At 72.7% G+C, this 23,835-nt stretch carries 23 protein-coding genes; 9 read left to right on the top strand and 14 right to left on the bottom strand.

Annotated elements, in window-relative coordinates; translation table 11 throughout:
• Nucleotides 1-20 precede the first annotated feature (20 nt).
• On the top strand, nt 21-1,460 hold the full coding sequence (locus tag D7X96_RS06320) for an FAD-dependent oxidoreductase (protein WP_158626558.1): 1,440 nt from the start codon (nt 21-23) through the stop codon (nt 1,458-1,460).
• Here the strand turns inward: D7X96_RS06320 and D7X96_RS06315 are convergent.
• From D7X96_RS06315 to D7X96_RS06295, 5 genes are all read right to left on the bottom strand, one after another.
• Nucleotides 1,400-2,590 (bottom strand): glycosyltransferase family 2 protein, encoded by a 1,191-nt coding sequence (locus tag D7X96_RS06315; RefSeq protein ID WP_121769245.1) that lies wholly within the window; start codon nt 2,588-2,590, stop codon nt 1,400-1,402. The two genes, D7X96_RS06320 and D7X96_RS06315, sit on opposite strands and share 61 nt — an antisense overlap.
• Nucleotides 2,587-4,860 (bottom strand): MMPL family transporter, encoded by a 2,274-nt coding sequence (locus tag D7X96_RS06310; protein WP_121769244.1) that lies wholly within the window; start codon nt 4,858-4,860, stop codon nt 2,587-2,589. The genes D7X96_RS06315 and D7X96_RS06310 overlap by 4 nt, the downstream gene beginning before the upstream one ends.
• Before the next feature lie 162 nt (nt 4,861-5,022).
• Entirely contained in the window at nt 5,023-5,982 is a 960-nt protein-coding gene (locus tag D7X96_RS06305) for a sigma-70 family RNA polymerase sigma factor (protein ID WP_121725296.1), read from the bottom strand.
• A 351-nt stretch (nt 5,983-6,333) separates the two neighbouring features.
• On the bottom strand, nt 6,334-7,638 hold the full coding sequence (locus D7X96_RS06300) for a phytoene desaturase family protein (protein ID WP_121769243.1): 1,305 nt from the start codon (nt 7,636-7,638) through the stop codon (nt 6,334-6,336).
• Between the two features lie 89 nt (nt 7,639-7,727).
• Entirely contained in the window at nt 7,728-7,871 is a 144-nt protein-coding gene (locus D7X96_RS06295; RefSeq protein WP_233609974.1) for an Lrp/AsnC ligand binding domain-containing protein, read from the bottom strand.
• 87 nt (nt 7,872-7,958) lie between these two features.
• Here D7X96_RS06295 and D7X96_RS06290 point away from each other — a divergent pair, with 87 nt between their 5' ends.
• Both D7X96_RS06290 and D7X96_RS06285 read left to right on the top strand, forming a co-directional pair.
• The gene (locus tag D7X96_RS06290) at nt 7,959-8,276 is read left to right on the top strand and encodes a M3 family metallopeptidase (RefSeq protein ID WP_370450084.1); all 318 of its coding nucleotides are present in this window, start codon (nt 7,959-7,961) and stop codon (nt 8,274-8,276) included.
• 5 nt (nt 8,277-8,281) lie between these two features.
• Nucleotides 8,282-8,671 carry a VOC family protein gene (locus tag D7X96_RS06285; protein WP_121769242.1) on the top strand — a complete coding sequence of 130 codons (390 nt, stop codon included), beginning with the start codon at nt 8,282-8,284 and terminating at the stop codon, nt 8,669-8,671.
• A 12-nt stretch (nt 8,672-8,683) separates the two neighbouring features.
• Here D7X96_RS06285 and D7X96_RS06280 read toward each other — a convergent pair whose 3' ends face one another.
• Complete coding sequence (locus tag D7X96_RS06280) at nt 8,684-9,526, bottom strand: helix-turn-helix transcriptional regulator (RefSeq protein ID WP_121769241.1); 843 nt, start codon at nt 9,524-9,526, stop codon at nt 8,684-8,686.
• A 152-nt stretch (nt 9,527-9,678) separates the two neighbouring features.
• Between D7X96_RS06280 and D7X96_RS06275 the strand changes: the two genes are divergently transcribed.
• The 3 genes from D7X96_RS06275 (at nt 9,679) to D7X96_RS06265 (ending at nt 12,241) form a co-directional block, all read left to right on the top strand.
• Nucleotides 9,679-10,416, top strand: coding sequence for an SDR family oxidoreductase (locus tag D7X96_RS06275; protein WP_121724011.1), 738 nt, complete (start codon nt 9,679-9,681; stop codon nt 10,414-10,416).
• 263 nt (nt 10,417-10,679) lie between these two features.
• The gene (locus D7X96_RS06270; protein WP_121769240.1) at nt 10,680-12,008 is read left to right on the top strand and encodes a reverse transcriptase family protein; all 1,329 of its coding nucleotides are present in this window, start codon (nt 10,680-10,682) and stop codon (nt 12,006-12,008) included.
• A 101-nt stretch (nt 12,009-12,109) separates the two neighbouring features.
• Nucleotides 12,110-12,241, top strand: a complete 132-nt coding sequence (locus D7X96_RS06265) for an NAD-dependent epimerase/dehydratase family protein (RefSeq protein WP_199747050.1) — start codon at nt 12,110-12,112, stop codon at nt 12,239-12,241.
• Here the strand turns inward: D7X96_RS06265 and D7X96_RS06260 are convergent.
• On the bottom strand, nt 12,227-13,183 hold the full coding sequence (locus tag D7X96_RS06260; RefSeq protein ID WP_121724015.1) for an alpha/beta fold hydrolase: 957 nt from the start codon (nt 13,181-13,183) through the stop codon (nt 12,227-12,229). The genes D7X96_RS06265 and D7X96_RS06260 overlap by 15 nt on opposite strands.
• A 241-nt stretch (nt 13,184-13,424) precedes the next feature.
• On the opposite strand from D7X96_RS06260, the gene D7X96_RS06255 reads away from it, so the two are divergent.
• Together D7X96_RS06255 and D7X96_RS06250 are read left to right on the top strand one after the other, a co-directional pair.
• Nucleotides 13,425-14,345, top strand: a complete 921-nt coding sequence (locus D7X96_RS06255; protein WP_121769239.1) for a lytic transglycosylase domain-containing protein — start codon at nt 13,425-13,427, stop codon at nt 14,343-14,345.
• A 145-nt stretch (nt 14,346-14,490) separates the two neighbouring features.
• Nucleotides 14,491-14,946 (top strand): hypothetical protein, encoded by a 456-nt coding sequence (locus D7X96_RS06250; RefSeq protein WP_244219468.1) that lies wholly within the window; start codon nt 14,491-14,493, stop codon nt 14,944-14,946.
• A gap of 6 nt (nt 14,947-14,952) precedes the next feature.
• On the opposite strand, the gene D7X96_RS06245 is transcribed toward D7X96_RS06250, so the two are convergent.
• The 6 genes from D7X96_RS06245 to D7X96_RS06220 are packed head-to-tail and all read right to left on the bottom strand — an operon-like array spanning nt 14,953 to nt 20,787.
• A complete protein-coding gene (locus D7X96_RS06245) occupies nt 14,953-16,065 on the bottom strand; it encodes a sensor histidine kinase (RefSeq protein WP_244219467.1) in 1,113 nt (370 codons plus the stop codon).
• Nucleotides 16,062-16,763: a response regulator gene (locus tag D7X96_RS06240; protein ID WP_121724009.1), complete on the bottom strand. Its 702-nt coding sequence runs from the start codon at nt 16,761-16,763 to the stop codon at nt 16,062-16,064. The genes D7X96_RS06245 and D7X96_RS06240 overlap by 4 nt, the downstream gene beginning before the upstream one ends.
• Nucleotides 16,763-17,968, bottom strand: coding sequence for a sensor histidine kinase (locus D7X96_RS06235; protein ID WP_244219466.1), 1,206 nt, complete (start codon nt 17,966-17,968; stop codon nt 16,763-16,765). The genes D7X96_RS06240 and D7X96_RS06235 overlap by 1 nt, the downstream gene beginning before the upstream one ends.
• Before the next feature lie 28 nt (nt 17,969-17,996).
• Nucleotides 17,997-19,385, bottom strand: a complete 1,389-nt coding sequence (locus D7X96_RS06230) for a sigma-54-dependent transcriptional regulator (protein WP_121769236.1) — start codon at nt 19,383-19,385, stop codon at nt 17,997-17,999.
• Between the two features lie 35 nt (nt 19,386-19,420).
• Complete coding sequence (locus D7X96_RS06225; RefSeq protein ID WP_199747048.1) at nt 19,421-19,717, bottom strand: TraR/DksA family transcriptional regulator; 297 nt, start codon at nt 19,715-19,717, stop codon at nt 19,421-19,423.
• 23 nt (nt 19,718-19,740) lie between these two features.
• Nucleotides 19,741-20,787: a hypothetical protein gene (locus D7X96_RS06220; protein WP_120546969.1), complete on the bottom strand. Its 1,047-nt coding sequence runs from the start codon at nt 20,785-20,787 to the stop codon at nt 19,741-19,743.
• Nucleotides 20,788-21,077: 290 nt separating this feature from the next.
• Between D7X96_RS06220 and D7X96_RS06215 the strand changes: the two genes are divergently transcribed.
• Nucleotides 21,078-22,094, top strand: coding sequence for a 2-hydroxyacid dehydrogenase (locus D7X96_RS06215; RefSeq protein ID WP_120546970.1), 1,017 nt, complete (start codon nt 21,078-21,080; stop codon nt 22,092-22,094).
• A gap of 58 nt (nt 22,095-22,152) precedes the next feature.
• Here the strand turns inward: D7X96_RS06215 and D7X96_RS06210 are convergent.
• A partial coding sequence (locus tag D7X96_RS06210) for a cation-translocating P-type ATPase (protein ID WP_147468250.1) occupies nt 22,153-23,835 on the bottom strand: 1,683 nt, incomplete at its 5' end.

Raw genomic sequence — 23,835 nt, 5'->3', positions numbered from 1 at the left:
TAAGTCGTTCAATGCCAGACATGGAGTCTGCGAACGCCAGCGGGGGCCACGTGGGGGACACCGAAGTGGTGATAGCCGGGGGCGGACCCGCGGGCTGCGCGGTGGCGGCGGCGCTCTCCGATTTGGGGTGGTCCGTCCTGCTGCTGGACGCGGGCGTGGACCGGCACAAGCAGCTCGCGGGCGAGCTGCTCCACCCGACCGGCGTGCGGGACCTGCGCGCGATGGGCTTCGGGGACGTGGTGGATGGCTGGGCGGCGCACCCCGTGAAGGGCTTCGCGGTGCGCTTCCATGCCCCCGCCCGCACGCTCGTCCTGCCCTACGGTCGCGGTTGCACGGGGCTGTCTCTGGAGCACGCCGCCCTCACCCTGCCCCTCTTGGAAGCGGTGTCGCGGCGGCGCAACGTCACCCTGCTCACGCGGGCCCGCGTGACGGCCGTGGAGCACAACTGCGAGCGCGGCGTGCGCCTGCGCTATTCGCACGCGGGCGCCGAGCACACCGTGCACGCCCGGCTGCTGGTGGCCGCGGACGGGCGCGCGTCGCCCGTGCGGCGGATGCTGGGCATCGCCGAGCACCACCAGCGCCTCTCCACCATGCTGGGCGTGACGGTGGACAGCGACTGCCTCACCCACCCGGAACATGGCCACCAGTTCGTGGGCGGCGCCGTGCATGCGCTGGCGTACACCATCCAGCCCGGCGTGGCGCGCGTGATGGTGGACCTGCCCCTGGGCAGCACGGCCCGGACGCTGAAGGAACGACCGGAGTTGCTGCTCGCCCTGCCCTCGCGTCTGAGGGAGGCCGTCTGGCGGGCGCTGGAAGAGCGGCCCGCGGTGCGCATGGCGTCCAATGACGACTGGCTGGCGGAGACCGTGTGGATGGGGAGCGCCGTGCTCGTGGGCGACGCCGCCGCGTGCTGCCACCCGCTCACGGCCAGTGGCATGGCGTCCGCCTTCCATGACGCCCGCGCCCTCCAGGAGTCGCTGGACCGCCACCCGGGCCACGTCGCCCGCGCGCTGGAGCACTACGCGCACGCGAGGCGGCCCGCGCAGCGCACCCGCGTCGCGCTCGCCTCCGCGCTCTACAGCGCCTTCGCCCGGCAGGACGAGGCCATGCACGCGCTGCGCATGGGCCTGTTGCACTACTGGGAGCACAGCCCCGGTGGCGCGCGCGCCTCCATGGCCCTCTTGTCCTCCGAGGAGCCCCGCATGCGGGTGATGGCCCGCGAGTACCTGCGCGTCGTCCTGCATGCCTTCGCGGCGATGCTGTCGCCGAACGGACCGGGAGGCAGCCTGCGCTCCGCCGCGCCGCTGTTGCGCTCCGCCGGGCCGCCCTTGCGCGGCACCGTGGCGAGCGCGGTGGAACAGGTGGGGAGCTGGCTGCATCGTCGCGTCCGCCGTCCCGTCTACACGCTGGCCCGCGCGGGCTGGGCTTCCCCCAGGCGCGCCTTCGCATCCAACCGGTAGCCCCGGCCGCGCCAGTCCACGTCGCGGGACACCCGCGCGGACAGCGCCACGCCCGCGCCCAACAGCGGCAGGACCGCCGGAACCCAGTAGTGCCGGGGAGCGACGTCCGGCCCGTGACAGGCCCGCTGAAGCCGCAGCTGGCTCCACACGGAGAAGCCGATGGGCAGCGCGGACAGGAAGGCCGGGCCCCAGGCCCTCCTCGCCACCGACGTCGCCAGGCTTCCCCAGGACAGCCAGCTCACCGCGCCGCGCACCCAGTGGGGCCGCGCGAAGGCGGCGGGGAGGCCTGCCTCCGAGAAGAGGATCCACCGCCGGAAGATGCGCAGGAAGGCGCCCAGCCCCAGGCGTCCGGTGACGACGCGCAGGGGCGCGTGGACGACGCGGTTCTTCCACCCGGCCTCGTGCAGCCGGCGCCCCAGGTACATGTCGTCCACGAACTGCCCGGCGGCGCAGCCCACGCCCCCGATGGCCGCGAGCGCCTGGCGGCGGAGCACCATCAGCTGCCCCATGATGAAGGGCAGCGCGCCATCCGCCGCCGAGGAGCACGCGACCGACGCGCCGTACCACGCGTTCACCAGCAGCCCGTAGCCCACGTCGCCCGCCAGCGGGGTGTCCGCCGCCGCGTAGATGGGCGCGAACGTGGCGCCCGTCCCTCCATCCTCCAGCAGCGCGCCCACCAGCGCCGTGAGCACGTTGGGTGAAGGCCGCGTGTCCGAATCACTGAAGGCCAGGAGTTCGCACCGGGAGCGGTCCACGCCCACCTGCATCGCGTTGAGCTTGCCCGTCATTCCCACCGGAGGCTCGCCCGCGACCAGCAGCTCCACCCGCTTCGCGCGCGTCGGGCGGGCGGCCACCTCCTCGCGGGTGGGGAGGAACGCCGGGTCGTCCTCGCTGTCGAAGACGAAGAGCACCTCCCACTCGCCGCGATAGTCCAGGTCCAGCAGCGCCCGGACGTTCTCGCGTGCGTCCACGTCCAGGCCCCGGATGGGGCGGATGACCGTCACGGAGGGGGGCTCGAAGGACGTCACGGGAGGGGCCGCGCGCCGCCGCAGTCCGGCCATCAGCCGCCGGTGTCCGTGCACGAGCACGCCCAGCGCCGCCGCCGTCCACCCGAGCTGCCTCGCGTTCATGGCCGCACCTCCGTCCCCTGCGCCCGGGGCTGCGAGCGCCTCCAGTGGCCGGGCCCCCACCAGTTCAAATCCCCCATCAGCCGCATCATCGCGGGGACGATGAGCACCCGGACCAGCGTCGCATCCAGCGCGACGGCGATGGCCATGCCCAGGCCCATCGCCTTCACCACCACCACGGACGCCAGCGTGAAGGCCGCGAACACGGCGACCATGATGGCCGCCGCGCTGGTGATGAGGCCGCCGGTGCGCTCCAGCCCTTCCGCCACCGCGTGGGTGTTGTCGCCCGTGCGCAGGTACTCCTCGCGGATGCGGCTGAGCAGCAGCACCTCGTAGTCCATGGACAGGCCGAACAGGGCGCAGAACAACAGGATGGGCAGCGACGGTTCGATGGGCCCGGGCTCGAAGCGCAGCAGCCGGTGCAGGTGTCCCTCCTGGAAGATCCACACCAGGGCCCCGAACGAACCGGCCAGCGACAGCAGGTTCATCAGGAGCGCCTTCAACGGCAGCAGCACGGAGCGCAGGAGCACGAAGAGGACGATGCACGTCATCCCCATCACGAAGCCCACCGCCGCGGGCGTGTGGTGCTTCACGAAGGCCGCCGCGTCCACGTCCGTCGCGGTCTGTCCTCCCACCCACCATTGGCCATCCCCCACCGCGCGCTCCTCGCGCAGCGCCCGGACCAGGTTGCGCGCCTCCACGCTGCTGGGCGGAGAGGACGTCAGCACCTGCATCACCGCCACGTTGCCAGTGACGTACGCGGCCCGCGCGGCCTGGACCTCCGGTGGAAGGAATTGGGGTGGCGCCGCGGCCATGCGCTGGACCGTGGCCCGGTCCATGCCGGGGCCAAGGTCCACCGCGCTCTCCACGCCGACCACGCCGGGCAGCGAGGCCACCCGGCGGCTGGCGTCGTAGAGCGCACCCGCGCGCTCCGGCGTGAGGGGATTGCCGCTGGGGAACTCCACCGCCACCAGCACGCGGGTGGCGGCCTCGCGGGGGAACAGGCGGGCCAGGGTCTCCGCGCCCTGACGTGCTTCGGTGCCCTCGGGCAGCGCGGTGATGTCCGTGGCCGCCAGCTGGAGGCGCCGGAACGGCAGCCCCATGGCCAACAGCAACGTCAGCGTGGGCAACAGCACCCAGCCGGGATGACGCATCACCCAGGTGGCCAGCGCATGCCAGCCGCCGCCACGGCCTGCCCTGGGCGTGAAGGGCAGCCGACCCCGGTCCACGCGAGGCCCCAGCCAGGCGAGGAGCGCGGGCAGCACGGTGAGCGCGAAGAGGACCGCGAAGGCCACCACCAGGGCGCCGCCCAGTCCCATGGCGCTCAGGTACGAGCCCTGGAAGAAGAGCAGCCCGCCCAATCCCACCGTGACGGCCAGCCCGGAGAACGCCACCGCGCGCCCGGCGGTGTCCAGCGTGCGCATCAGCGCCTGCTCCGTGGAGAGGCCCAAAGCCAGCTCGGAGCGGAAGCGGCTCACGATGAAGAGCGAGTAGTCGATGGCCACGCCCAGCCCGATGAGCGACACGACGTTGAGCGTGTACTGGGCCATGTTCGTGACGTGCGACAGGAGCATCACGCCCGCCACGCCGCACAGCACCGCCAGCCCGCCCACCACCAGCGGCAGCATGGCCGCCACCACCGTCCGGAACACCCACAGCAACACCAGCAGCGCCAGCGGGAAGGACAGCAACTCCGCGCGCAGCAGGTCGTGCTCCAGCAGCTCGTTGAGCGCGGCCAGGAAGGCCACCTTGCCGGTGAGCGTCGTCCGGAGGTTCGGGTCCTCCAATGCCGAGCGCACGGCGGGGAACGCGGCGGTGGCCTCGCGCTCGCCGCCCTTGAGCCGCACCAGCGCCAGCAGGTCGTGGCCTGTCTTCGCCACGAAGCGGGCGCGGAAGGCCTCGGGTGCACCGATGGGTGACACCACGGAGTCAACCTCTGGCAGCCGCTCCACGCGCGACAGCACGGACGTCACCGCCTGGGTGAAGCGCGGCTCGTCCGTGGTCCAGGTGTCGTGATGGAAGATGACCGCCAGGGTCTGGTCGTTCGACCCGGCGGCGGCACCGCGCGCGAGCGCTTCGGCCTTCGCGGCTTCGATGCCCTCGATGGTGCCGGTGGTGAGGTGCCCGCCCCGGAGCAGCGCCCACACCGCCGCGGCGAGGAGCAGCAGCGTGCCCACGAGCACCCAGCTCCGGTGCCGGAACACGCCCACCGCCAGCCGGGTGAACAGGGACGGCTCGCCCCCCATTGGTGCGTCGCTCTGCCGTCCCGCCATGCCCGCTCCCCCGTTCGCCCGCCCCGTCCGTCACCAGGGAACTGGTGACGGAGGGAGCGCTTGGGCAGGGGCTTCATCCTCCGGGGCCATCCGGAGGTGCGCCGGCCTACTGGAAGCTCACCTTGCCGTCCCGTTGGTAGCAGACATGCGGCACGCCATCCGTCATTCCGGCACGGGCATGCGCACGGCCGAGAGCTTCCGGTCCACGACGATGGAATGCAGCGCATGGATGCGTCCGTCCGCGTCCAGGTCCACGCGCATCACCGTGTGCATGGCCAGCATCGGGTCCTTCGCGGGAGGGTACACGACCACCATGGCGGGTAGGCCGTTGAGCATCTTCATCTCCAAGGCGATGGGCATGCTCCGCATCTCCATCAGCCGGCGGACGAAGAGGACGACGCGCTGCGGGCCCAGGATGGGCACCAGGGCGGCGCGGCTCTTTCCGCCGCCGTCCGTGAGCGCGCGCACGTCCGAGGCCAGCAGTGCCTCCGCGGCGGCCACGTCCCCCGTCACGAGTGCGCCCAGGAAGGCCTCCAGCGCGGCCCGGGTGCGCGCCTGCATGTCGCGGGTGGGCACGCATCGCGCCTGGTCATACGCGGCCATGGCCGCCCGTGCGCGGTGGTGCACGACCTTCACGTTCGCTTCGCTCATGCGCAGGGCCTCGGCCACTTCCAGCACCGAGTAATCAAAGACATCGCGCAGCAGCAGCACGGCCCGCTGTTTGGGCGACAGGGCCTCCAGTGCCAGCAGGAAGGCGAAGGAGACGCTCTCCAGCAGTTCATAGCGTCCCTCGGTGGAGCCACCGCCTGGAAGCCGGGCCTCCATGGAGGGAGGGACCTCCTCGTCGCCGGTCTCCACCGGTGAGGGCAGCCAGGGCCCGACGTAGCCCTCACGGCGGCGGCGGCGCAGATGGTCGCGAGCCAGGTTGACGGCCACGCGGGTCAGCCAGGGCCGAAGCAGGTCCAGCCGCTCCGGCGGCGTCGCGAGCGCGCGTGCATAGACGTCCTGCACCAGGTCATCGGCGTCCGCCGCCACGCCGGTCATCCGGTAGCAGAGCCCCCAGAGGAAGCGCTCATGCTCGCGCGCCGCCTGGCCCAGTGCTCCTCGCGCCTGTGAATCCATCCCGTTCAAGTCCTCACGTTCCAACAATCCAGGCACGAAGCCAGGAAGCATCGATGCGGGGTGAGCCCAAGGCCCAGCGGTCATCACCCACCCGGCCGGAGCGAGCCCCCGGCCGCCGATTCCCAAAACCTGTCCGACTGTCGGACACGTTCGTACGCAGTGCCAGGCTGACGCGGGCGCTGCCGGGACGCGGTCCTCCAGAACCTGTCCGACTGTCGGACAGGTTTTTCCGAAGCGTCGCCGGCGGGCGGTCCCACCGCGGGGTTCTCACCTTCTCATCCACGGGGACGGGGTTCATGGCGGAGGACCTGGTGACTTCGCGGCCGATCTCTCATCCGTGCCTCCAGCAACTCAGGCCCCCGCTGCACGGCGTTGGGACGCCGCATTGCCTTGCACCAGGGCTTGCTCCACGGCCTCGGCGCTCGCCAGGGATGCGTCCGCGAGCATTCCCTCCTCGCCCACCCAGTCGCCCACGCGGTAGAGGCCGCCCACGTGCGGCACCGACACCGTGGGCCGCCCGGACAGTCCTCCATTCGCGGCCCGGGGCAGCCCCGCGCTGACCGTGAGCGAAGGACGGAAACGCCTCGCCACCACCTTCTCGCGCCAGCCTGGCTGGAGCGCGTCCATTACGGCTTCCAGCTGCGCCTCGCTCGCGTCCGTGTCCGTGCCTCCCAGGTACTTCGCCACGTGCACCATCGCGCCCCCTTCCGGGGCCAGCTTCGCGGAGGCCGAGTGCACCGACGCGTACCAGGGCCCATCCAACCCGAGCGCGAACAGCGCGTCCGGCCTCGGCAGCGCCGACAGTCCCAGCTCCAGCGTCGCCGCATGGACCGGCACCGCCTCCCGCGCCTCCCTTGCGAGCACCGCGTCCTCCGGCACGAGCGCCGCCACGTCCGCGGGACTCCCCGCCAGCACCACCGCGTCCGCCCGGTGCACCGTGCCGTCCGCGAGCCTCACGCCTTCGACCCGCTGGCCTCCAGCCTGGAGCACGACGCCCTCCACCCGCGCGGACAGCTCCAGCCGGGCTCCGGCTTCGCGCCCCCGCTGCGCCACCGCGTCCACCAGGGTGCTCCAACCTCCGTCCACGTACAGCACGTTCGCGGCCGTCGCGCACTGGAGCTGCTTCAACGCCGCCCCCGCGCTGAGCGCCTCCAGGTCCGCGCAGTACGTGGACACGCGGATCAACGCCGCGACGAGCGCCCGGCTGTCCTTTCGCGTCAGGCGCGTCTCCAGCCACTCGCGCATCGACAGCGCGCCCAGCGGCTGCGTGTCGATGCGGGCCAGCCCCGCCAGCAGCTTCGCCACCTCCAGCTTCCCGGCGAGCGACAGCACGTCCGTCGTCATCAGCGTCACGGCGCCTCGGGGCAGCGTGTGCAGCCGGCCCCCGAGCAGCGCATGGGCGCCCGCCTGGTTCGGAATGCCTCCCGTGGGCCTCACCCCCAGGCGCTCCAACACCCGCAGCGCCGCGCCCGCCCGGTACAGGGCATGCGGGCCCAGGTTGAAGCGGAAGCCCTCCACCTCCGTCGTCCGCGCCCGCCCGCCCAGGTGCTTCGAGCGCTCGTACAACGTCACCTCGCAGCCGCCCCGCGCGAGCAGCGCCGCCGCCGAGAGGCCCCCCAGTCCGCCGCCCACCACGGCCACCTTCGTCGCCTGCATGTCCGTCCTCCGTCCCAAGGCCCGGCACATTCCGGGCATCCGACGGCCACCACGAAAATGGACGGCGAAAGGTTACAGCGCCACTTCCGTCAGGCCCCCCGGTCGACCGGCAGCCCCGAGCGCGCGAAGGAGAACACCAGCGACGTCTCGATGCGGCTCACCTCCGGGCGGCGGGTGAAGGACTGGATGGTGAGCACGCGCAGGTGCTCCGTGTCCCGACACACGACGTGCACCAGGAAGTCCGTCGTCCCCCCAGGCAGTAGACCGCCACCGGCCTGGCGGGAGCGAAGCGAATCGACCCGGACGCGCTCGAGCGCGACGTGCTCCGGCGGCTGGGCGCACCGGTGGAGGTCGGCATGCGCTTCCGCATGCCCCACTTCGGGCACGTCTTCGCCAGCAACGCGTACGCGGCGGGCTACTACCGCTATCTCTGGGCGGACATGCTGGCGTCGGACGCGTTCGAGGCGTTCCAGGAAGCCGGAGGCGCCTACGACGCGAAGGTGGCCGCGAGGCTGCGCGAGCACGTGCTGGCGGTGGGCAACACCGTCGATCCGTTCGAGGGCTACCGGAAGTTTCGTGGAAAGGACGCGACCCTCGACGCCCTGATGCGCGAGCGGGGCTTCGCGCCCATACACTGAGGACCATGCTCGACCACACGGGGATGGGTGTCGCGGACGTCGCACGTTCCGCGGTCTTCTACGACGCGGCACTGGGAGCGCTCGGACTGCGCCGTGCCATGCAGCTTCCCCCCGAGACGGGCGCGGATGGCATTGGCTACGGCCGGGAGTACCCCATCTTCTGGATCGACCGCTTCCATCCCCACGGCGTGAAGCAGCACACGGCCTTCGCCGCCACGAGCCGCGCCCAGGTCGACGCCTTCCACGCGGCCGCGGTGGCGGCGGGCGGGACCGACAACGGACCGCCCGGACTGCGCGGCGTCGAGAAGGGCTATCCCTCCGGGTACTACGCCGCCTTCGTGCTGGATCCGGACGGCAACAACATTGAAGCCGTCTTCCGGGAAGGCCTCCGGTAGCACCTGCCGCACTCAGTGCACGGCGCGCGCGAACTGCCCCGGGGTGATGCCGACGATGCGCTTGAAGTGCCGGTTGAGCTGACTCTGATCACAGAGCCCGACCTGGAGGGCGACCTCCGCGGGCGCCAGTCCCTGTGACAGCAGCCGCTGCGCTCGCGAGACGCGCAGGTGGGTGAGGTAGGTGTGCGGAGGCATGCCCAGTTCCTCGCGGAAGGCGCGGCACAGGTGGAACCGGTTCCAGCCCACCTGCTGGGCCAGTGACTCCAGGGTGATGCCCTGTGGAATGGCTTCGTGCAGGGCCTCCACCACGCGCCGGATGGGCCACCGGTAGCGCTGCTCCACTGCGCCCGAGGGGTCCAGACATCCGACCAGCGCGGAGAGGGATTCAGCCAGGGCCGTCTGGAGCGCGAGCGCGCTGGCGCGTCCCTCCAGGCCCGCGTCCAGCACGGCGTGGAGTCGCACGAACGCGGCCGCCGAGGGCTGGGCTGTTTCGAGTTGGAGCTGGCGAAGCCGGGCGGAGGCCGGCGCGCCCAGCGCCTCGCGGGCCTCGGCGACGAGGGATTCGTCGAAGGCGATGACCTGGAACCGGGCGGGTCCGTCACGGCGCAGGTCCCGGTGCACCTCGCCCATCTGCTTGAGGTCGACCGTGCGGGGTGAGGAGGAATGGACCTTGCCCCGCCCCCACCACTCCGAGTGCCCCCGCTGCGTCAGCATCACGGAGAAACGCTCCTTCACGGAGCGCAGCAGCCGCCCGTCCGTCCGGTAGCGCACCAGCCGCAAGCCCGGCAGCTCCGGGAAGAGAGAGGTCTGGATGGACAGGGGGCCATCCACGACGGCGTGAGAGAGCGCGGTCACGGTTGGATTCTAGGGACGGGCGTCCCCCCTGGCTTGGGCGAAGTTGACGTGCACGGCAGGTCAACAACGTCCAAGCCCGGCGCGCCCCGGCATGGCTACGTCTCGCATCGCAGGCCCGGCCCTCCCCTCACCTGGCCGGGCAGGAGGGCGTCATGTCAGGCATCCAGGACAAGGTCATTGCCATCACCGGAGCCAGCACCGGCATTGGCGAAGCCGCGGCGCTGCTGCTCGCGGAGCGCGGAGCGAAGGTCGTGCTCGGCGCGCGGCGGACGGAGCGGCTGGACCCGGTGGTGGAGCGCATCCGGACGGCAGGGGGCGAAGCCCTCTGCGCGCGGACCGACGTGAGGCGGCGCGAGGACGTCGCCGGGCTCGTCCGCCTGGCCCGCGAGCGGTACGGCAAGCTGGACGTGCTCATCAACAACGCGGGCAGCCTGGCCACCTCGCCGCTGGACGACCTGCGCGTCGACGACTGGGAGGAGCTGATCGACACCAACATCAAGGGCGTGCTGTACGGCATCGCCGCCGCGCTGCCTGTCTTTCGCGAGCAGGGCTTCGGGCACTTCATCAACACCGCGTCGACCTCGGCGCACCGGATCGTGCCCGGACAGGCGGTCTACGCCGGGACGAAGTTCGCCGTGCGCGCCATCTCCGAAGGGCTGCGCCAGGAGGCGGGCCCCAGGCTGCGGGTGACGGTCATCTCCCCGGGGATGACCCGGACGAACTTCCTGGAGCACGTGAAGAATCCGGAGCTCCGGGCCCGGTTCGAGGAGGTCAAGGACAGGCTCGCGATCGCGCCGGAGGCGATTGCCCGCGCCATGGCCTTCGCCATCGAGCAGCCCGCGGACGTGGACGTGGGCGAGGTGATTGTCCGTCCCACCGCGCAGGACTGAAGGCTGGCGGCCCGCCGTGAAGTCCTCGCGGCTCGACCGCGGCAGGGGTTGCCGTGTACCGTGGCTCGCGTCATGCGGCGGTCTGGAAACCCAGCAGGTAGACGGTCCGTGGCGACACGGTCCCCTGCCTCTCCGGGGTACCCCCGGGGATTCTTCAAGCGGAGCACTTCCCCACGCATGGCCGACCTCGCGGCAAGCCGCGACGCTGGCCACGCCAGACGGGACAGGTGGGACCGGGCCGCCGCATGGCGGATGCGTGCCGGATGAGTGAACGGAACGTGGTGGCGAAGGCGCTCGCGTCCGCCTTCCTCGCGGCGCCCTGGACGCGCGCCGGGCTCATCGCGAACGGAGCCGAAGTCGTCGGCGGCCGGTTCCCGTGGCTCGCGTCGCTCGCGCGAAGCACGCTGCGGTTCTTTCCCCGGCCACCGCACGACAGGCTGGAGTTGCTCGCGGAGATACTCGCGACGCGGCCCGCGTTGAAGCAGGCCTGCGCGAACCCGACCGCGCCGGTGCGGCTTCTTCGCTGGCTCACCGCCGAGCCTCAGATGGGCCGCGCCCCGTGGCCCGTTCCAGCCCTGCCCACCCAGGCGGACCTCGCGGCGTGGCTGGGGGTGACGGATGCCCAGCTTGACTGGCTGGCGGATGGAAAGGGATTGGAGCACAGGACCTCTCCCGGGCGCTGGCGGCGCTATGGCTACACCTGGATTCCCAAACGCAGCGGCGGGCAGCGGCTGCTGGAGCAGCCCGGTGAGGAGCTCGCGAGGCTCCAGCGCAAGGTGCTCCACTGCATCCTGGACCGGATTCCTCCGCACGAAGCGGCGCATGGCTTCGTGAAAGGCCGGGGGATCCGAGGCTTCGTCGAACCCCATACGCGCCAGGCGGTCGTCGTGCGGCTGGACCTGGAGGACTTCTTCCTCTCCGTGCGGCCACCGAGGCTCTGGGGCGTGTTCCGCGCCGCCGGATATCCGGATGGGGTGGCGGGGGCACTGGTGGGGCTCTGCACGAACCGGACGCCAGGGGCGGTGGTCGCGCAGGCCCGGAAGCCAACCCACGCCCAGGAGGTGGAATCGCGTTGGCTCCTGGGCCGGAGGCTGGAGTCGCGCCACCTGCCGCAGGGAGCGCCGACGTCGCCCGCGCTCGCCAACCTCGCCGCGTACCGGCTGGACGTCCGGCTGTCCGCGCTCGCGGGTGTCCTGGGCATGCGTTACACGCGCTACGCGGACGACCTGGCGTTCTCAGCGGACGCCGCGAGGCCCGGGAGCATCCGCCGCCTCCTTCGGAGCGTGCGCCGCATCGTGCGCGACGAGGGCTTCACGGTTCGTGAGGACAAGACGCGGGTGATGTCCAAAGGCCACCAGCAGTGGCTCGCGGGCGTGGTGGTGAATGAGCACCCCAACCTCCGCCGCGAGGACTACGACCGGCTGAAGGCCGTCCTGCACCTGTGCCGCACCCGGGGGCCGGCCAGCCAGAACACCGGCGGCCATCCCGACTTCCGCGCGCACCTGCTCGGAAGGATTGCCTGGGTGACGTACCTCCACCCCGCGCGCGGCGCCAGGCTGCGCGCGCTCTTCGACCGGATTGCTTGGGACTGAAGCCGTGAAGGTGGGCTTCACGGCCCTTGCGGAATCTGGCCGTTCACCTTCGCCGGGGTCGCGGACAGACTCCCGTGCATGAACATGAACGCGAGGCGGCGATGAGCACGGTCCTGGTCACCGGCGGGTCTGGCTTCATCGGTGGGCATTGCATCGCGCAGCTGCTGGCCGCGGGCCATCAGGTGCGCACCGGTGAGAGCCTTCAGCGTCTGGGTTTGCTACGCGGGCAGTGACTTCAGGAACGCCAGCAGGGCGGCGTTCACCTCCTGCGGACGCTCCTGCTGGAGCCAGTGGCCCGCGCCGGGAATGACCACCAGGTCCCGGAGCCCGGGCACCAGCGCCTTCATGGGGTCCACCGGAGAGAAGCCGCGGCCCGGATCCTTCTCCCCGATGAGGAACAGGGCGGGCTGCCGGATGAGGGCGGTCGCGAGTTCGGGCAGCTCCTCCCAGTCGCGGTCCATGTTCCGATAGCGATTGAGCCCGCCCCGGAAGCCGCTGTGCTCCAGCTCCTTCGCGAAGTGCGCGAGGTCCGCCTCCGTCAGCCACGCGGGCAGCGAGTCCGGCACATCGAGGCCGGTGAGGAAACCGTCGCCCTTGCGGCGGGCCGGGTCGACCAGGCCTCGCGAATCGAAGCCGGGGGCGCCGGCCAGGATGGTGCGGACCGTCCTCGGGACGTCCGCTTCGAACTCCGCCTCGGCGACGCCCGGCGCCTGGAAGTAGAGGAGGTAGACCCACGTGTCCTTGAACATGCTCCGGAAGAGCTGCGTCGGCGGCAGGGGCGCGCGGCCCAGGTACGGCACGCTCAGGCCCACGACGGCGCGGAAGCGGTCCGGGTGCAGCGCGGCGCAGGTCCACGCCATCGCCGCGCCCCAGTCGTGGCCCACCACCACCGCGGTCTTCTCCCCCAGCGCATCGAGCAGGCCCACCCAGTCCGCCAGCAGCTGCTTCATGCTGTAGGCCTCGACGGGCTCCGGCCGGTCGCTCTGCCCGTAGCCGCGAACGTCGGGCGCCACCGCGTGGTAGCCGGCCTCCGCGAGCGCCGCGAGCTGGTGGCGCCACGAGTACCCCGACTCCGGCCAGCCGTGGAGCAGCAGCACCAGCGGCCCCTGGCCGGCCTCCGACAGGTGCAGGTGGATGCCGTTCGTCCGGACAGTGCGGTGGGTGATGTCGGCCATGCACGCGTTCTGCACGACGCCCTCCCCGCTGTCATGCCGCGAATGGCGCTGGGTCCGGCTGATGACGGTGGGCATCGGACCGGTGACCGCAGTCACCAGGCGCGGGCCTTGGGGCCCTTCGGGAGGCTCGTGAAAACCGTGGGTTGTGCGCGGCCCGCCGGCTTCCGGGGACTGGCACAGCGGCTGCTATGGGCTCTGGCATCGCTTCACCCGAAACCCAATCCCTTTCGAGGTCCCCGCCATGGCCATCTCGCCCCTTCGCAGCGCCTCCACGCCCGTGTCCCGCATGCCGGTTCACGACGCCGGCAGCGCCCGTCCCGCCAACCTCCAGGCCGGCAACGTGAGCGGGTTCTCCCCGGCGCAGAAGCCGGGCTCGCGGCTGTCCTCGGCGCTGCAGCAGGACGGCTTCGACGCCGGCTCCAGCAAGGGCGCGGAGCTGGGCAAGATGCTGCAGGAGACGCTGTCCGCGCTGACGTCCATCGTTCAGCTGCTGGGGCAGGCGACGGGCGGCGCGCAGGGGGTCCAGGCCGCCGAGGGTGGCAGGTGCGGCACGGGTTCGCAGCCCTTCTCCGACAGCAGCTTCACGCCGCAGGCTTCGTCGGCCCGGCCGCCCGTGGCGCTCAACGGCAACACCGGCGTCGTGGGCCCCGCGGCCTCGCGGCCGACGGTGTCCTCGAGCGGCGGCTCCAAGCTGGGCGGCAACCTGCCCCCGGGACTGGAGAAGTTCCGGGGCGCCATCGAGTCCGCCTCCGCCAAGACGGGCATGCCGGCGGAGATGCTGGCCGCGCAGATCTGGCAGGAGTCGCGCGGCAACCTGGAGGCCGTCTCCACGAACGGCGGCAACGGCCTCACGGACACCGGCCTGATGCAGGTCAACCCCAACACCTTCGGGGAGCTGCAGGCCAGGCACCCGGAGCTCCAGGGCAAGAACCTCTCCGACCCGGAGACGAACATCCTGGCGGGCGCCTTCTACATGAAGGACATGAAGGAGCAGTTCGGCAGCGATGAGCTGGCCCTGCGCGCCTACAACTCCGGCCCCAACGGCGTGGACCGGAGCAACCCGGACGCCATCCCCGCCGGCACCGGCGACGCCACCTACGTGCGGAAGGTGAAGTCCTTCATGAACACGCTGGCCACCGGCCAGGGCACGCTGCCCGCTTGAAGGCGCCGTGCCCATGACATACCCGTGACGGAAGGATGGAATCCCCCGGGGGACAGAGGCGGAGCCGGCGTCTAGCTTCCGCCGCATGACCCCTTCCACCTTCCGTCCGTTCGCGTTGGCAGCCGTCTCCTCTTCCGCGCTGATCATGAGCGCGTGTACGGGAGGCGCCGCCGCGCCCCGCCCCGCGGAGTCCCTCTCCGTCCGGGAGCTGAACATCGTCGACGAGAATGGCCAGACGCGCGTGCGCATCGCCGCGCCGATGCCCAACCCCCAGGGCCTCAAGCGCGCCGTCACCGCCTACGGCATCCAGTTCCTGAGCCCCACCGGGCAGGAGATTGGAGGGCTGGGGATGCTCGACTCCATTGACTTCCGCGGGCTCTGCTTCGACAGCGAGGAGGGCTACGAGGCCATGTGCATGGCCTTGGAAAAGGGAAAGCCCACCATCACCTTCCGGCATGACTGGAAGGAGCGCATCACGATGGGCGTGGAGAACGGCGTCGCGAGCATCGTCATCCACGACGCCCAGGGCACCCCGCGCCTCAAGCTGGAGGTGGACCCGGATGGCAAGACACGGACCGTGGGCGTGACGCCCGCGCCTTGACGGGTGTCACGCCGCCAGCGGCCCCGGTGCGCCGGGCAGGTGCACGGCGAAGCGCGCGCCCCCCAGCGGGCCATCCTCCACCTGGAGGGTGCCGCCGTGCTGGGTGACGATGGCATGCACGATGGAGAGCCCCAGCCCGCTGCCGCTCGCCTTCGTCGTGAAGAAGGGCTCGAAGAGCCGCGCCCGCGCCTCCACCGGTACTCCGGGCCCGCTGTCGTCCACGAAGAGCGCCACCTCTCCCGGGTGCGCGCTCGCGCTGAAGCGCACCCGGCCTCCCGGCGGCGTCGCCTCCAGCGCGTTGAGCGCCAGGTTCAGCAGCACCTGCCGCAGCCGCTCCTCCTCCCCCCACACCTCCAACGCGCCCGGCGGCTCCACGTCCAGCGTCACGCCGCGCTGCTCGGCCTGCCAGGCCAGGAGGCTGCCCACCCGCTCGAACAGGGGCGCCACCGCCACGGCGTCCGACCTGAACTCGCGGGGACGGGCGAACTGGAGGAAGTCCTCGAGGATGTGATCCAGGCGGCGGATTTCATCCCGCACCAGCAGCAGCGGCTCCAGGAGCGGCCCCTGGACGGACTCCTCCAGCCTGCGCACCCGCCGCTCCAGGACGACGAGCTGCAGGACGGCCGCGTTGAGGGGGTTGCGGATTTCATGCGTCAGGCCCGCGGTCAGCGTGCCCACCGCGGCCAGCTTCTCCGACATCTGCGCGCGCCGGGCCAGCGCCCGCTTCTCGCGGTGCAGCCGCACCTGGCGCAGCGCCTGCTCCAGGGTCACCAGCAGCTCCGGCGTGGCGCAGGGCTTGAGCAGGTACGCGCACGCGCCCGCGTGCACCGCGGCCACCGCCGCCTCCAGCATGCCCAGGCCCGTGAGCAGCACCACCTCTCCGTCCGGCACCAGCGCCTTGAGCCGGGGGGCGAGCCACGAGCCCTCCCCGTCCGGCAGCCGGACGTCCACCAGCGCCACGTCGAAGCCCGCCGGCGCCCGCTCCAGCGCCCCCGCGCAGCTCGTCGCGCTGGAGACGGCGTAGCCCTGGTCCTCCAGCAGCTCCTTCATGTTGTCCAGGAACGCCGCGTTGTCATCCACCACCAGCACCCGGGGGCGCTCCCCCGCGCCCCCCGTCACGCGCGGCCTCCGTGCACCTGCTCCAGCGCGGCGAGCAGCGCCCCGGTGTCGAAGGGCTTGCGGACACACCGGCCCTCGAAGTCCGCGGGCAGCGCCTCCGGGAAGGCCGTGACGACGAAGGGGGTGGTGGCGGGGAAGCGCTCCCGCACGCGGCGCAGCGCCTCGCCGTCGGGGCCGCCTGGCACGCGCAGGTCCACGAGCGCCGCGAAGGGGCGGACGGACTCCAGCCCCTCCACGTCCGGCACCGAGTGCGCGACCACGGCCGTGAAGCCGCGCTCACGCAGCACCTCCGTGAGGTTGTCCGCGAGGCGGACGTCGTCCTCCACCAGCATGACGAGCCCGTCGCGGCGGGCCCGCGCGAGCAGCTCCACCAGCACCGGCACCGGCACCGGCTTGGGCAGCACCGCGAGCACGCCCTCCGCGCGCGCCCGCGCGAGCTCGGCCTCCCCGGGGTGCGCGGTGACGACGATGGCCGCGAGCCCCGGGTCTCGCTGGCGCAGGTGGTGCACCAGCGCGGCGCCACTCATCCCGGCCATGCGCATGTCGGTGATGAGCACGTCGTAGCGCGCCTCGCGCGCGGCCTGGAGCGCGGCCTCGCCCCCGTCCACCACGGTGGCCGAGTGGCCCTGCTCCTCGAGGATCTCCGCCAGGTTCTCCGCGAACGCCCGGTTGTCATCCACCAACAGGAAGTGGCCCATCAGGATGGCTCCAGCGTCAGGGGAAGCTCCATCACGAAGCGGGCCCCTCCCGGCCCGGCTCCGGCTTCGGCGGGAGCGTACGCGATGCCGCCGCCATGCCGCTCCAGGATGCGCCGCACGAGCGCCAGGCCCAGCCCCAGCCCGCGCGCCTTCGTCGTCATCAGCGGCTCGAAGACGCGCGCGCGGATGGCCGGATCCAGGCCCGGGCCGCTGTCCTCCAGCACCAGGCGGACCCGCCGCGCCCCGGCCTCCGGGACGTCCGCCGTCAGCCACACCTCGCCCTCGCGCTCGCCCAGGGCCTGCACCGCGTTCTGCAGCAGGTTCACGAAGACCTGCCGCATCTGCACCGCGTCCCCCTCCAGCGGGGGCAGGGCCTCCAGTCCCTCCTCGCGCACGCGCACGTGGGCGGGCGGCGTGACGGCCTCCAGCGCGGAGGCCCAGACCTGCGCCAGCCGCAGCGGCGCGCGGACCAGCGGGCTGGAGCGGATCATGTCCAGCAGGCTGGTGACGATGTGGTTGGCCACCTCCACCTGCTCCCCGATGCGGTCCAGGTGCTTGACCACGCGCGCATCCTCCTTCGCGGCGGGGCGGCCCTTGAGGATGAAGAGCGACGTCTCGATGACGCCCAGGGGGTTGCGCAGCTCATGGCCGATGGAGCCCACCAGCTGTCCGAAGGTCGCCAGCCGCTCGGACCGGGCCGACTGGGCCAGCAGGTCCTCGCGGTACGTGTGCAGCATGATGGCCAGCTCCAGGTCGAGGATCTTCCCCAGCGCCCGGCCCAGGCGGGCGGCCCGGGCGGGGTCGCCGCGCAGCGACTCCTCCAGCACCGCCGTCAGCTCCTGGCGCAGCAGGTTCATGGCGCCGAACATGTAGTGCTGCGGCAGGTGGATGCGCACGTGCACCCGGCCGATGCGGCAGCGGCGCTCGAACCAGGCCGCGTCCCACGGCCCCAGCAGGAGCGACCCCATCCAGTCCTGGAGGGTCACCTTGAGGTGCCCCACCCGGCTCTCGCCGCCCTCCAGCGCCTCGCGCGCCCCCGGGTGCTCGAGGATGCGCCGGTAGAAGACGTCCGCGATGCGCTCGAAGTGCGCGCAGGCGATGGGGTGCAGCTCCCGCAGGGCCTCCCCGTCGCCGTCGGAGAACCCCACGTAGCGCTGGAGTTCCTCCAGGATGTCTTCCGTCACGCCTCCAGGTCCGGCTTCCATGGTGAATCCCTTCCTTGCGCGCGGGGCCTCAAGGCGCGGCCGGCTCCTCGTCCGGGCCGGCGCCACCGCCGCCGTACTCCTTGAGCTTGTATTGGATCTTCCGCACGCTGATGCCCAGCACCTCCGCGGCGCGCGTGGTGGAGCCCTGCACCATCTCCAGCGTGCGCAGGATGGCCTCGCGTTCGATGGCGGCCAGCGTCGCGCCGGGGATGAGCCGGTCGCCGCCCCCGGCGCTGGGACGGGGGCCGCGCAGCACGGGCGGCAGGTCGTCCGCCGTGAGCTCCTCTCCCCGCGCGAGCACCACGGCGCGCTCCACCGCGTTCTCCAGTTCGCGGATGTTGCCCGGCCAGTCGTGGCTCATCAGCGCCTCCAGGGTGCCGGGCGCCAGCCCCTTCACGCCCTTGCCGTGGGTCGCGTTGCAGCGCTCGATGAAGTGGCTCACCAGCGCGGGGATGTCCGCCTTGCGCCGGCGCAGGGGCGGCAGCGTCACCGCCACCACGTTGAGGCGGTAGTAGAGGTCCTCGCGGAAGCGGCCCGCCTTCACCTCCGCCTCCAGGTCCCGGTGGGTGGCCGCCACGATGCGCACGTCCACCTTCACCGTCTGCGTGCCGCCCACGCGTTCGAACTCGCGGCCCTGCAGCACGCGCAGGAGCTTCACCTGCACGGCCGGGGAGATTTCGCCAATCTCGTCCAGGAACAGGGTGCCCCCGTCCGCCAGCTCGAAGCGGCCCTCCTTGCGCGCCAGGGCGCCGGTGAAGGAGCCCTTCTCATGGCCGAACAGCTCGCTCTCCAGCAGGCTCTCGCTGAGCGCCGCGCAGTGCACCTTGACGAAGGGGCGCGCCTTGCGAGGGCTGAGCTCGTGCAGCGCCTGGGCCACCAGCTCCTTGCCCGTGCCGCTCTCCCCCAGGATGAGCACCGTGGCCCGCGTGGGGGCCGCCTGGTGGATGAGGGAGTAGACGCCCTGGAGCTCGGGCGCGTCCCCGATGATGTTGCCCACGCGGAAGCGCTCCGCCACCCGCTCCCGCAGCTGCCGCGCCTCCTGCTTCAGCCGGCGCGTCTCCAGCGCCTTGCCCAGCACGACGAGCACGGCGTTCAGGTCCAACGGCTTGGTGAGGTAGCTCTCCGCGCCCAGGCGCATGGCCTCCACGGCCGCCTCCACCGTGGCGAACGCCGTCATCATCACGAAGGCCGCGTCGCTGCCTTCCTCCTTCGCGCGGCGCAGCAGGGTGACGCCGTCCATGCGCGGCATCCGCACGTCGGTGAGCACCAGCGCGGGTGAGAAGTCCGCGAGCGCGGCGAGCGCCTCCGCGCCGTCCGCGGCCTCCCGCACCTCGTAGCCCTCCTCCGCCAGGAGGGTGGCCAGGGCGCGCCGCGCGTTCACCTCGTCATCCACGACCAGGATGCGTTCTGGGGCCATGCCCCTGCTTACCAGAAGACCTGGACCCGGGGCCTTCACGCGTTCGCGTCCCGGGCCCGCGCGTCCGCGCATGCCAGGCAGCAGCGCGCCTCCGGGACGGCCAGCAGCCGCTGCCGGCCAATGGCGCCCCCACACCGCTCGCAGCCGCCGAAGCGGCCCTGCTCGATGCGCTCGAGCGCCGCCTCCACCTCCTCCAGTTCGCGCGGCGGCAGGCACGCCCTGCGCACGGGCGGCCGGGCCGCCACCTCCTCGTCCGCGCGCGCCGCGCGCAGCGCGTCCCGGCGGGACAGGAGCATCCGCCGCGCCAGGGTCGTGATGGGGTCAACGTGCATGGAGTCCTCGTCGCGCGCGGGCATCAGGAGGCCGGGGGAAGTGACAGGGAGGCGGTGCGCTTGCGCCGCGCCGCGAGCACGCCCGGCGCCGCGAGCACCGCGACGGCCACCGTCACCAGCGCGGCGCCCGCCAGCTCGCGGACGCCCACGCCGGGGAGCCCCAGCCACGCGGAGAGCACGACCGTCGCGCCCACGCCCGCGAACACGCTGGAGGCGCGGTTGATGGGCACGGTGAAGGTGTTCTCCCGCGCGTCCAGCAGCACCAGGCCGCCGAAGATGCCGCTGCCCTGGGAGAACAGCCCCACGGCCACCTCCACGGCCAGCGTGGGCCGTGAGAACATCCCGGTGAAGCCCTCGCGCAGCTGCTCCGCCGCGCCGCCCACGCCCGCGAAGGCCCACAGCGCCAGCAGGACGACGAGCGCGGGCGCGGCCACCATCTGCTCCTCCACGAAGTAGCGCTCGCGCGCGCCGGGCACGTGGTTCTTCGCCAGCCGGCTCATGAAGCGCAGCCGCACGAAGTAGCTGACGACGTACACCGCCCAGTCCAGCCCCGCCGCCAGCGACAGGCGCGGGTCCGCGCCCGGCCCCGTCGCGACGAGCAGCGCCACCAGGCTCACCCCCAGCGCGACCCGCGAAGGCCACGTGACGTGACGGCCGCTCACCGCGTCCACCAGCGGCGCGAGCACCAGCACGCCGCCGCGCATCAGCAGCATCATGAAGACGATGGAGGTGCCGTCGAAGGTGTACGCCAGCGTGGTGGTGGCGATGATGCCCGTGGTGCACAGGCCCGACAGGAACGTCCAGCGCCCCGGCCAGGGCAGGCTCACCGGCCCGAAGCGCCGGCGCCCCGCGTGCTGGAAGGCGCCGCTCCACGCCAGGTACGCGAACATCCCCACGAGCGTGGCCAGCGCCGTGGAGGGCAGCAGCACGAAGCCCGGCAGCCCCGCCGTCATCCCCGGCAGCGCGCCCAGGCTCAGCGCCTTCGTCAGCGCGCTGTAGGGCAGGTAGCAGGCGAAGTACCCCAGCGCGAACCACCCGATGGCGACCGGGACCCTGGGAGACGCGCTCATCGCGCCCCCACCTCTTCACGCGTGGCATCCATCGAGCTTCCTCCGTCTCCCGTATCGCGCCCCGGGCCCCCCACCGCGCGGCCCATGCCCCTTGCTCTACAGGATGCATGCCAGTCCTGTCCCGGCCCGCGCGCGGCGCGCCCCCGCAGGAGTTGCACGCCCGGGGCGTGCACCGCGCAACGCTTGCGCCCCCCAGCCCTTGGGGCCGGTGTCCGGGCCGCGCACGGCGGATGCAGAGTCCGGCGAGGACACTTCACGGCCGCCTCCGCGCGCCGCCGGGGGACACGCCCATGCGCATCGCCTTCTTCGACACCCACCGCTTCGACCGCACCGCCTTCGAGGAGGCCAACTCCGGGTTCGGCCACGAGCTCACCTGGTTCGAGCCGCGCCTGACGCCCCAGACGGTGGGGCTGGCGGCGGGCTTCCCCGGGGTGTGCTCCTTCGTGAATGACCGGCTGGACGGCGCGTGCCTCCAGGCGCTGGCGCGAGGGGGCACGCGGCTGGTGGCGCTGCGCTCGGCGGGCTTCAACCACGTGGACCTGGCGGAGGCCGCCCGGCTGGGGATGACCGTCGTCCGCGTCCCCGAGTACTCGCCGCAGGCCGTGGCCGAGCACACGGCGGCGCTGGTGCTCGCGCTCAACCGCAAGGTGCACCGCGCCTACGCGCGGGTGCGCGAGTGGAACTTCTCGCTGGACGGGCTGGTGGGGTTCGACCTGTCCGGCAAGACGGTGGCCCTGGTGGGGCTGGGGCGCATCGGCCGCGCCACCGCCCGCATCTTCCACGGCTTCGGCTGCCGGCTGCTCGCGGTGGACCCGCGGCTGAAGGAGGAGGACGCGCGCCAGCTGCACCTGGAGCCCGTGGCGCTCCCGGAGGCCCTGGCCCGGGCGGACGTCCTGTCGCTGCACGTGCCCCTCACGCCCGCCACGCGCCACCTCATCGACGCGGCGGCGCTCGCGCGGATGAAGCCCGGGGCCATGCTCATCAACACCGGCCGCGGGGCGCTCATCGACAGCCAGGCCCTGCTGGCGGCGCTCAAGTCGGGCCACCTGGGGGCCGCCGGGCTGGACGTGTACGAGGAGGAGGAGGGCGTCTTCTTCCAGGACCTCTCCGGGCAGGTGCTCCAGGACGACGTGCTCGCGCGGCTGCTCACCTTCCCCAACGTGCTCATCACCGCGCACCAGGCCTTCCTCACCCGTGAGGCGCTGGGCGCCATCGCCCGCACCACGCTCGAGAGCATCCGCCGCTTCGAGCGGGGCGAGCCCCTGGAGGCGACGGAGGTCCGGGCCGAGCAGGTGCTCCCGCGCTGAGGGCCCGCCCGGGGCGGCGGGCGCGGGGACGTGCGCGGCCCGCCGGGCAGCTCCTTGCTCAACGCCTCGCCGGGCCCCGGCTCCGCGCCACCAGCTTGCGCAGCTCCAGCACGCTCACCGGGATGAGCCCCAGGCCCAGCGCGAGCAGGAGGTGCGTGGCGGCCAGCGGGACGAGCGAGAAGAACGCGGCGAGCAGGGGCACCTCCGGCAGGGCGACCTGGAGCGCCAGCGTGAAGGCGACCACCCCGAGCAGCGCCCCGTTGGTGAACGTCCCCACCTCCCAGTGGAGCATCCCGGCGCTGCGCGCGGCGAAGGCCCGCAGCACCTGGCAGACCACCAGCACGGTGAACGTCAGGGTGCGCGCCTCCTCCAGCGACAGGTGCCGGAGCGCCCAGAGGAAGGTGCCCAGCGTGACGGCGGCGTCCAGCAGGCCGGTGCCCAGCACCGCCGTCCACTCGCGCCGGCCCAGCATGGGCTCCTCGGGCCGCCTCGGCGGCCGCCGCATGACGTCCGGAGGGGCCGGGTCCATGACCAGCGCCAGGGCCGGCAGCCCGTCCGTGACGAGGTTCACCCAGAGCAGGTGCAGCGGCAGCAGCGGCAGGGGCAGTCCCAGCAGCGACGCGCCGAGCATCAGCACCAGCTCCCCGGCGTTGCCGGCCAGCAGGTACACGAGCGTCTTGCGGATGTTCTCGTAGATGCCGCGCCCCTCGCGCACGGCCGCCACGATGCTGGCGAAGTGGTCGTCCGTGAGGATGAGGTCGGACGCCTCGCGGGTGACCTCCGCGCCGGTGCGGCCCATGGCGATGCCGATGTGGGCCTCGCGCAGGGCCGGCGCATCGTTCACGCCGTCCCCCGTCATGGCCACCACCTCGCCGCGCGCCTTCCAGCCGCGCACGATGCGCAGCTTCTCCTCCGCCGTCGCCCGCGCGTGCACGATGCCCTCCGGCGACTCGCCCTCGCGCAGCAGGCCCAGCTCCCTCGCGATGGCCAGCGCCGTGGTGGGGTGGTCGCCGGTGATCATCACCGTGCGCACCCCGGCCTCGCGCGCCGCGCGCACGGCCTCCACCGCTTCGGGCCGGGGCGGATCCGCCAGCCCCACCAGCCCCACCAGCGTGAGCTCCCGCTCGTCGGGGCCCTTCCCCTCCGCCACGGCCAGCACGCGCAGGGCGCGCCCCGCCAGCGACGCCAGGGCCTCCGCCACGCCCGGCGGCACCTGCCGGCACAGCGGCAGCAGCACCTCCAGCGCGCCCTTCACGTAGAGGACCCCATCCGAGCGCAGGACGCTCATGCGCCGCCGGTCCGAATCAAAGGGCTGCTCCGACACCCGGGGGCGCTCACGCTCCACGTCCGAGCGCTCCACGCCCCGGGCCCGCGCGGCCGCGAGCAGCGCCAGCTCCGTGGGGTCCCCCGCGCCGGGGCCCTGCGCCCCCACGGCTGGCAGCTCCGCGTCACAGCACGCCGCCGCCACCTCCAGCACGCGCTGCGTGGCCTCCGGGGGCCACACCTCGCGCACCTCCATGATTCCCCGGGTGAGCGTGCCCGTCTTGTCCGTGCAGATGACGGTGGCCGAGCCGAGCGCCTCCACCGCCTGCATCCGCCGCACGAGCACGTGCCCCTTCGCCATGCGCTGCACGCCCACCGCGAGCGCGAGCGTCACCACCGTGGGCAGGCCCTCCGGCACCGCCGCGACCGCGAGCGCCACCGCCGACAGCAGCAGCTCCACCCCCGCCTGCCCCCGCGC

It is taken from the genome of Corallococcus interemptor (genome assembly GCF_003668875.1).
Taxonomy (GTDB): Bacteria; Myxococcota; Myxococcia; order Myxococcales; family Myxococcaceae; genus Corallococcus; species Corallococcus interemptor.
Note: the sequence above shows the minus strand (reverse complement) of the source record. Positions and strands in the feature narration are given on the sequence as shown.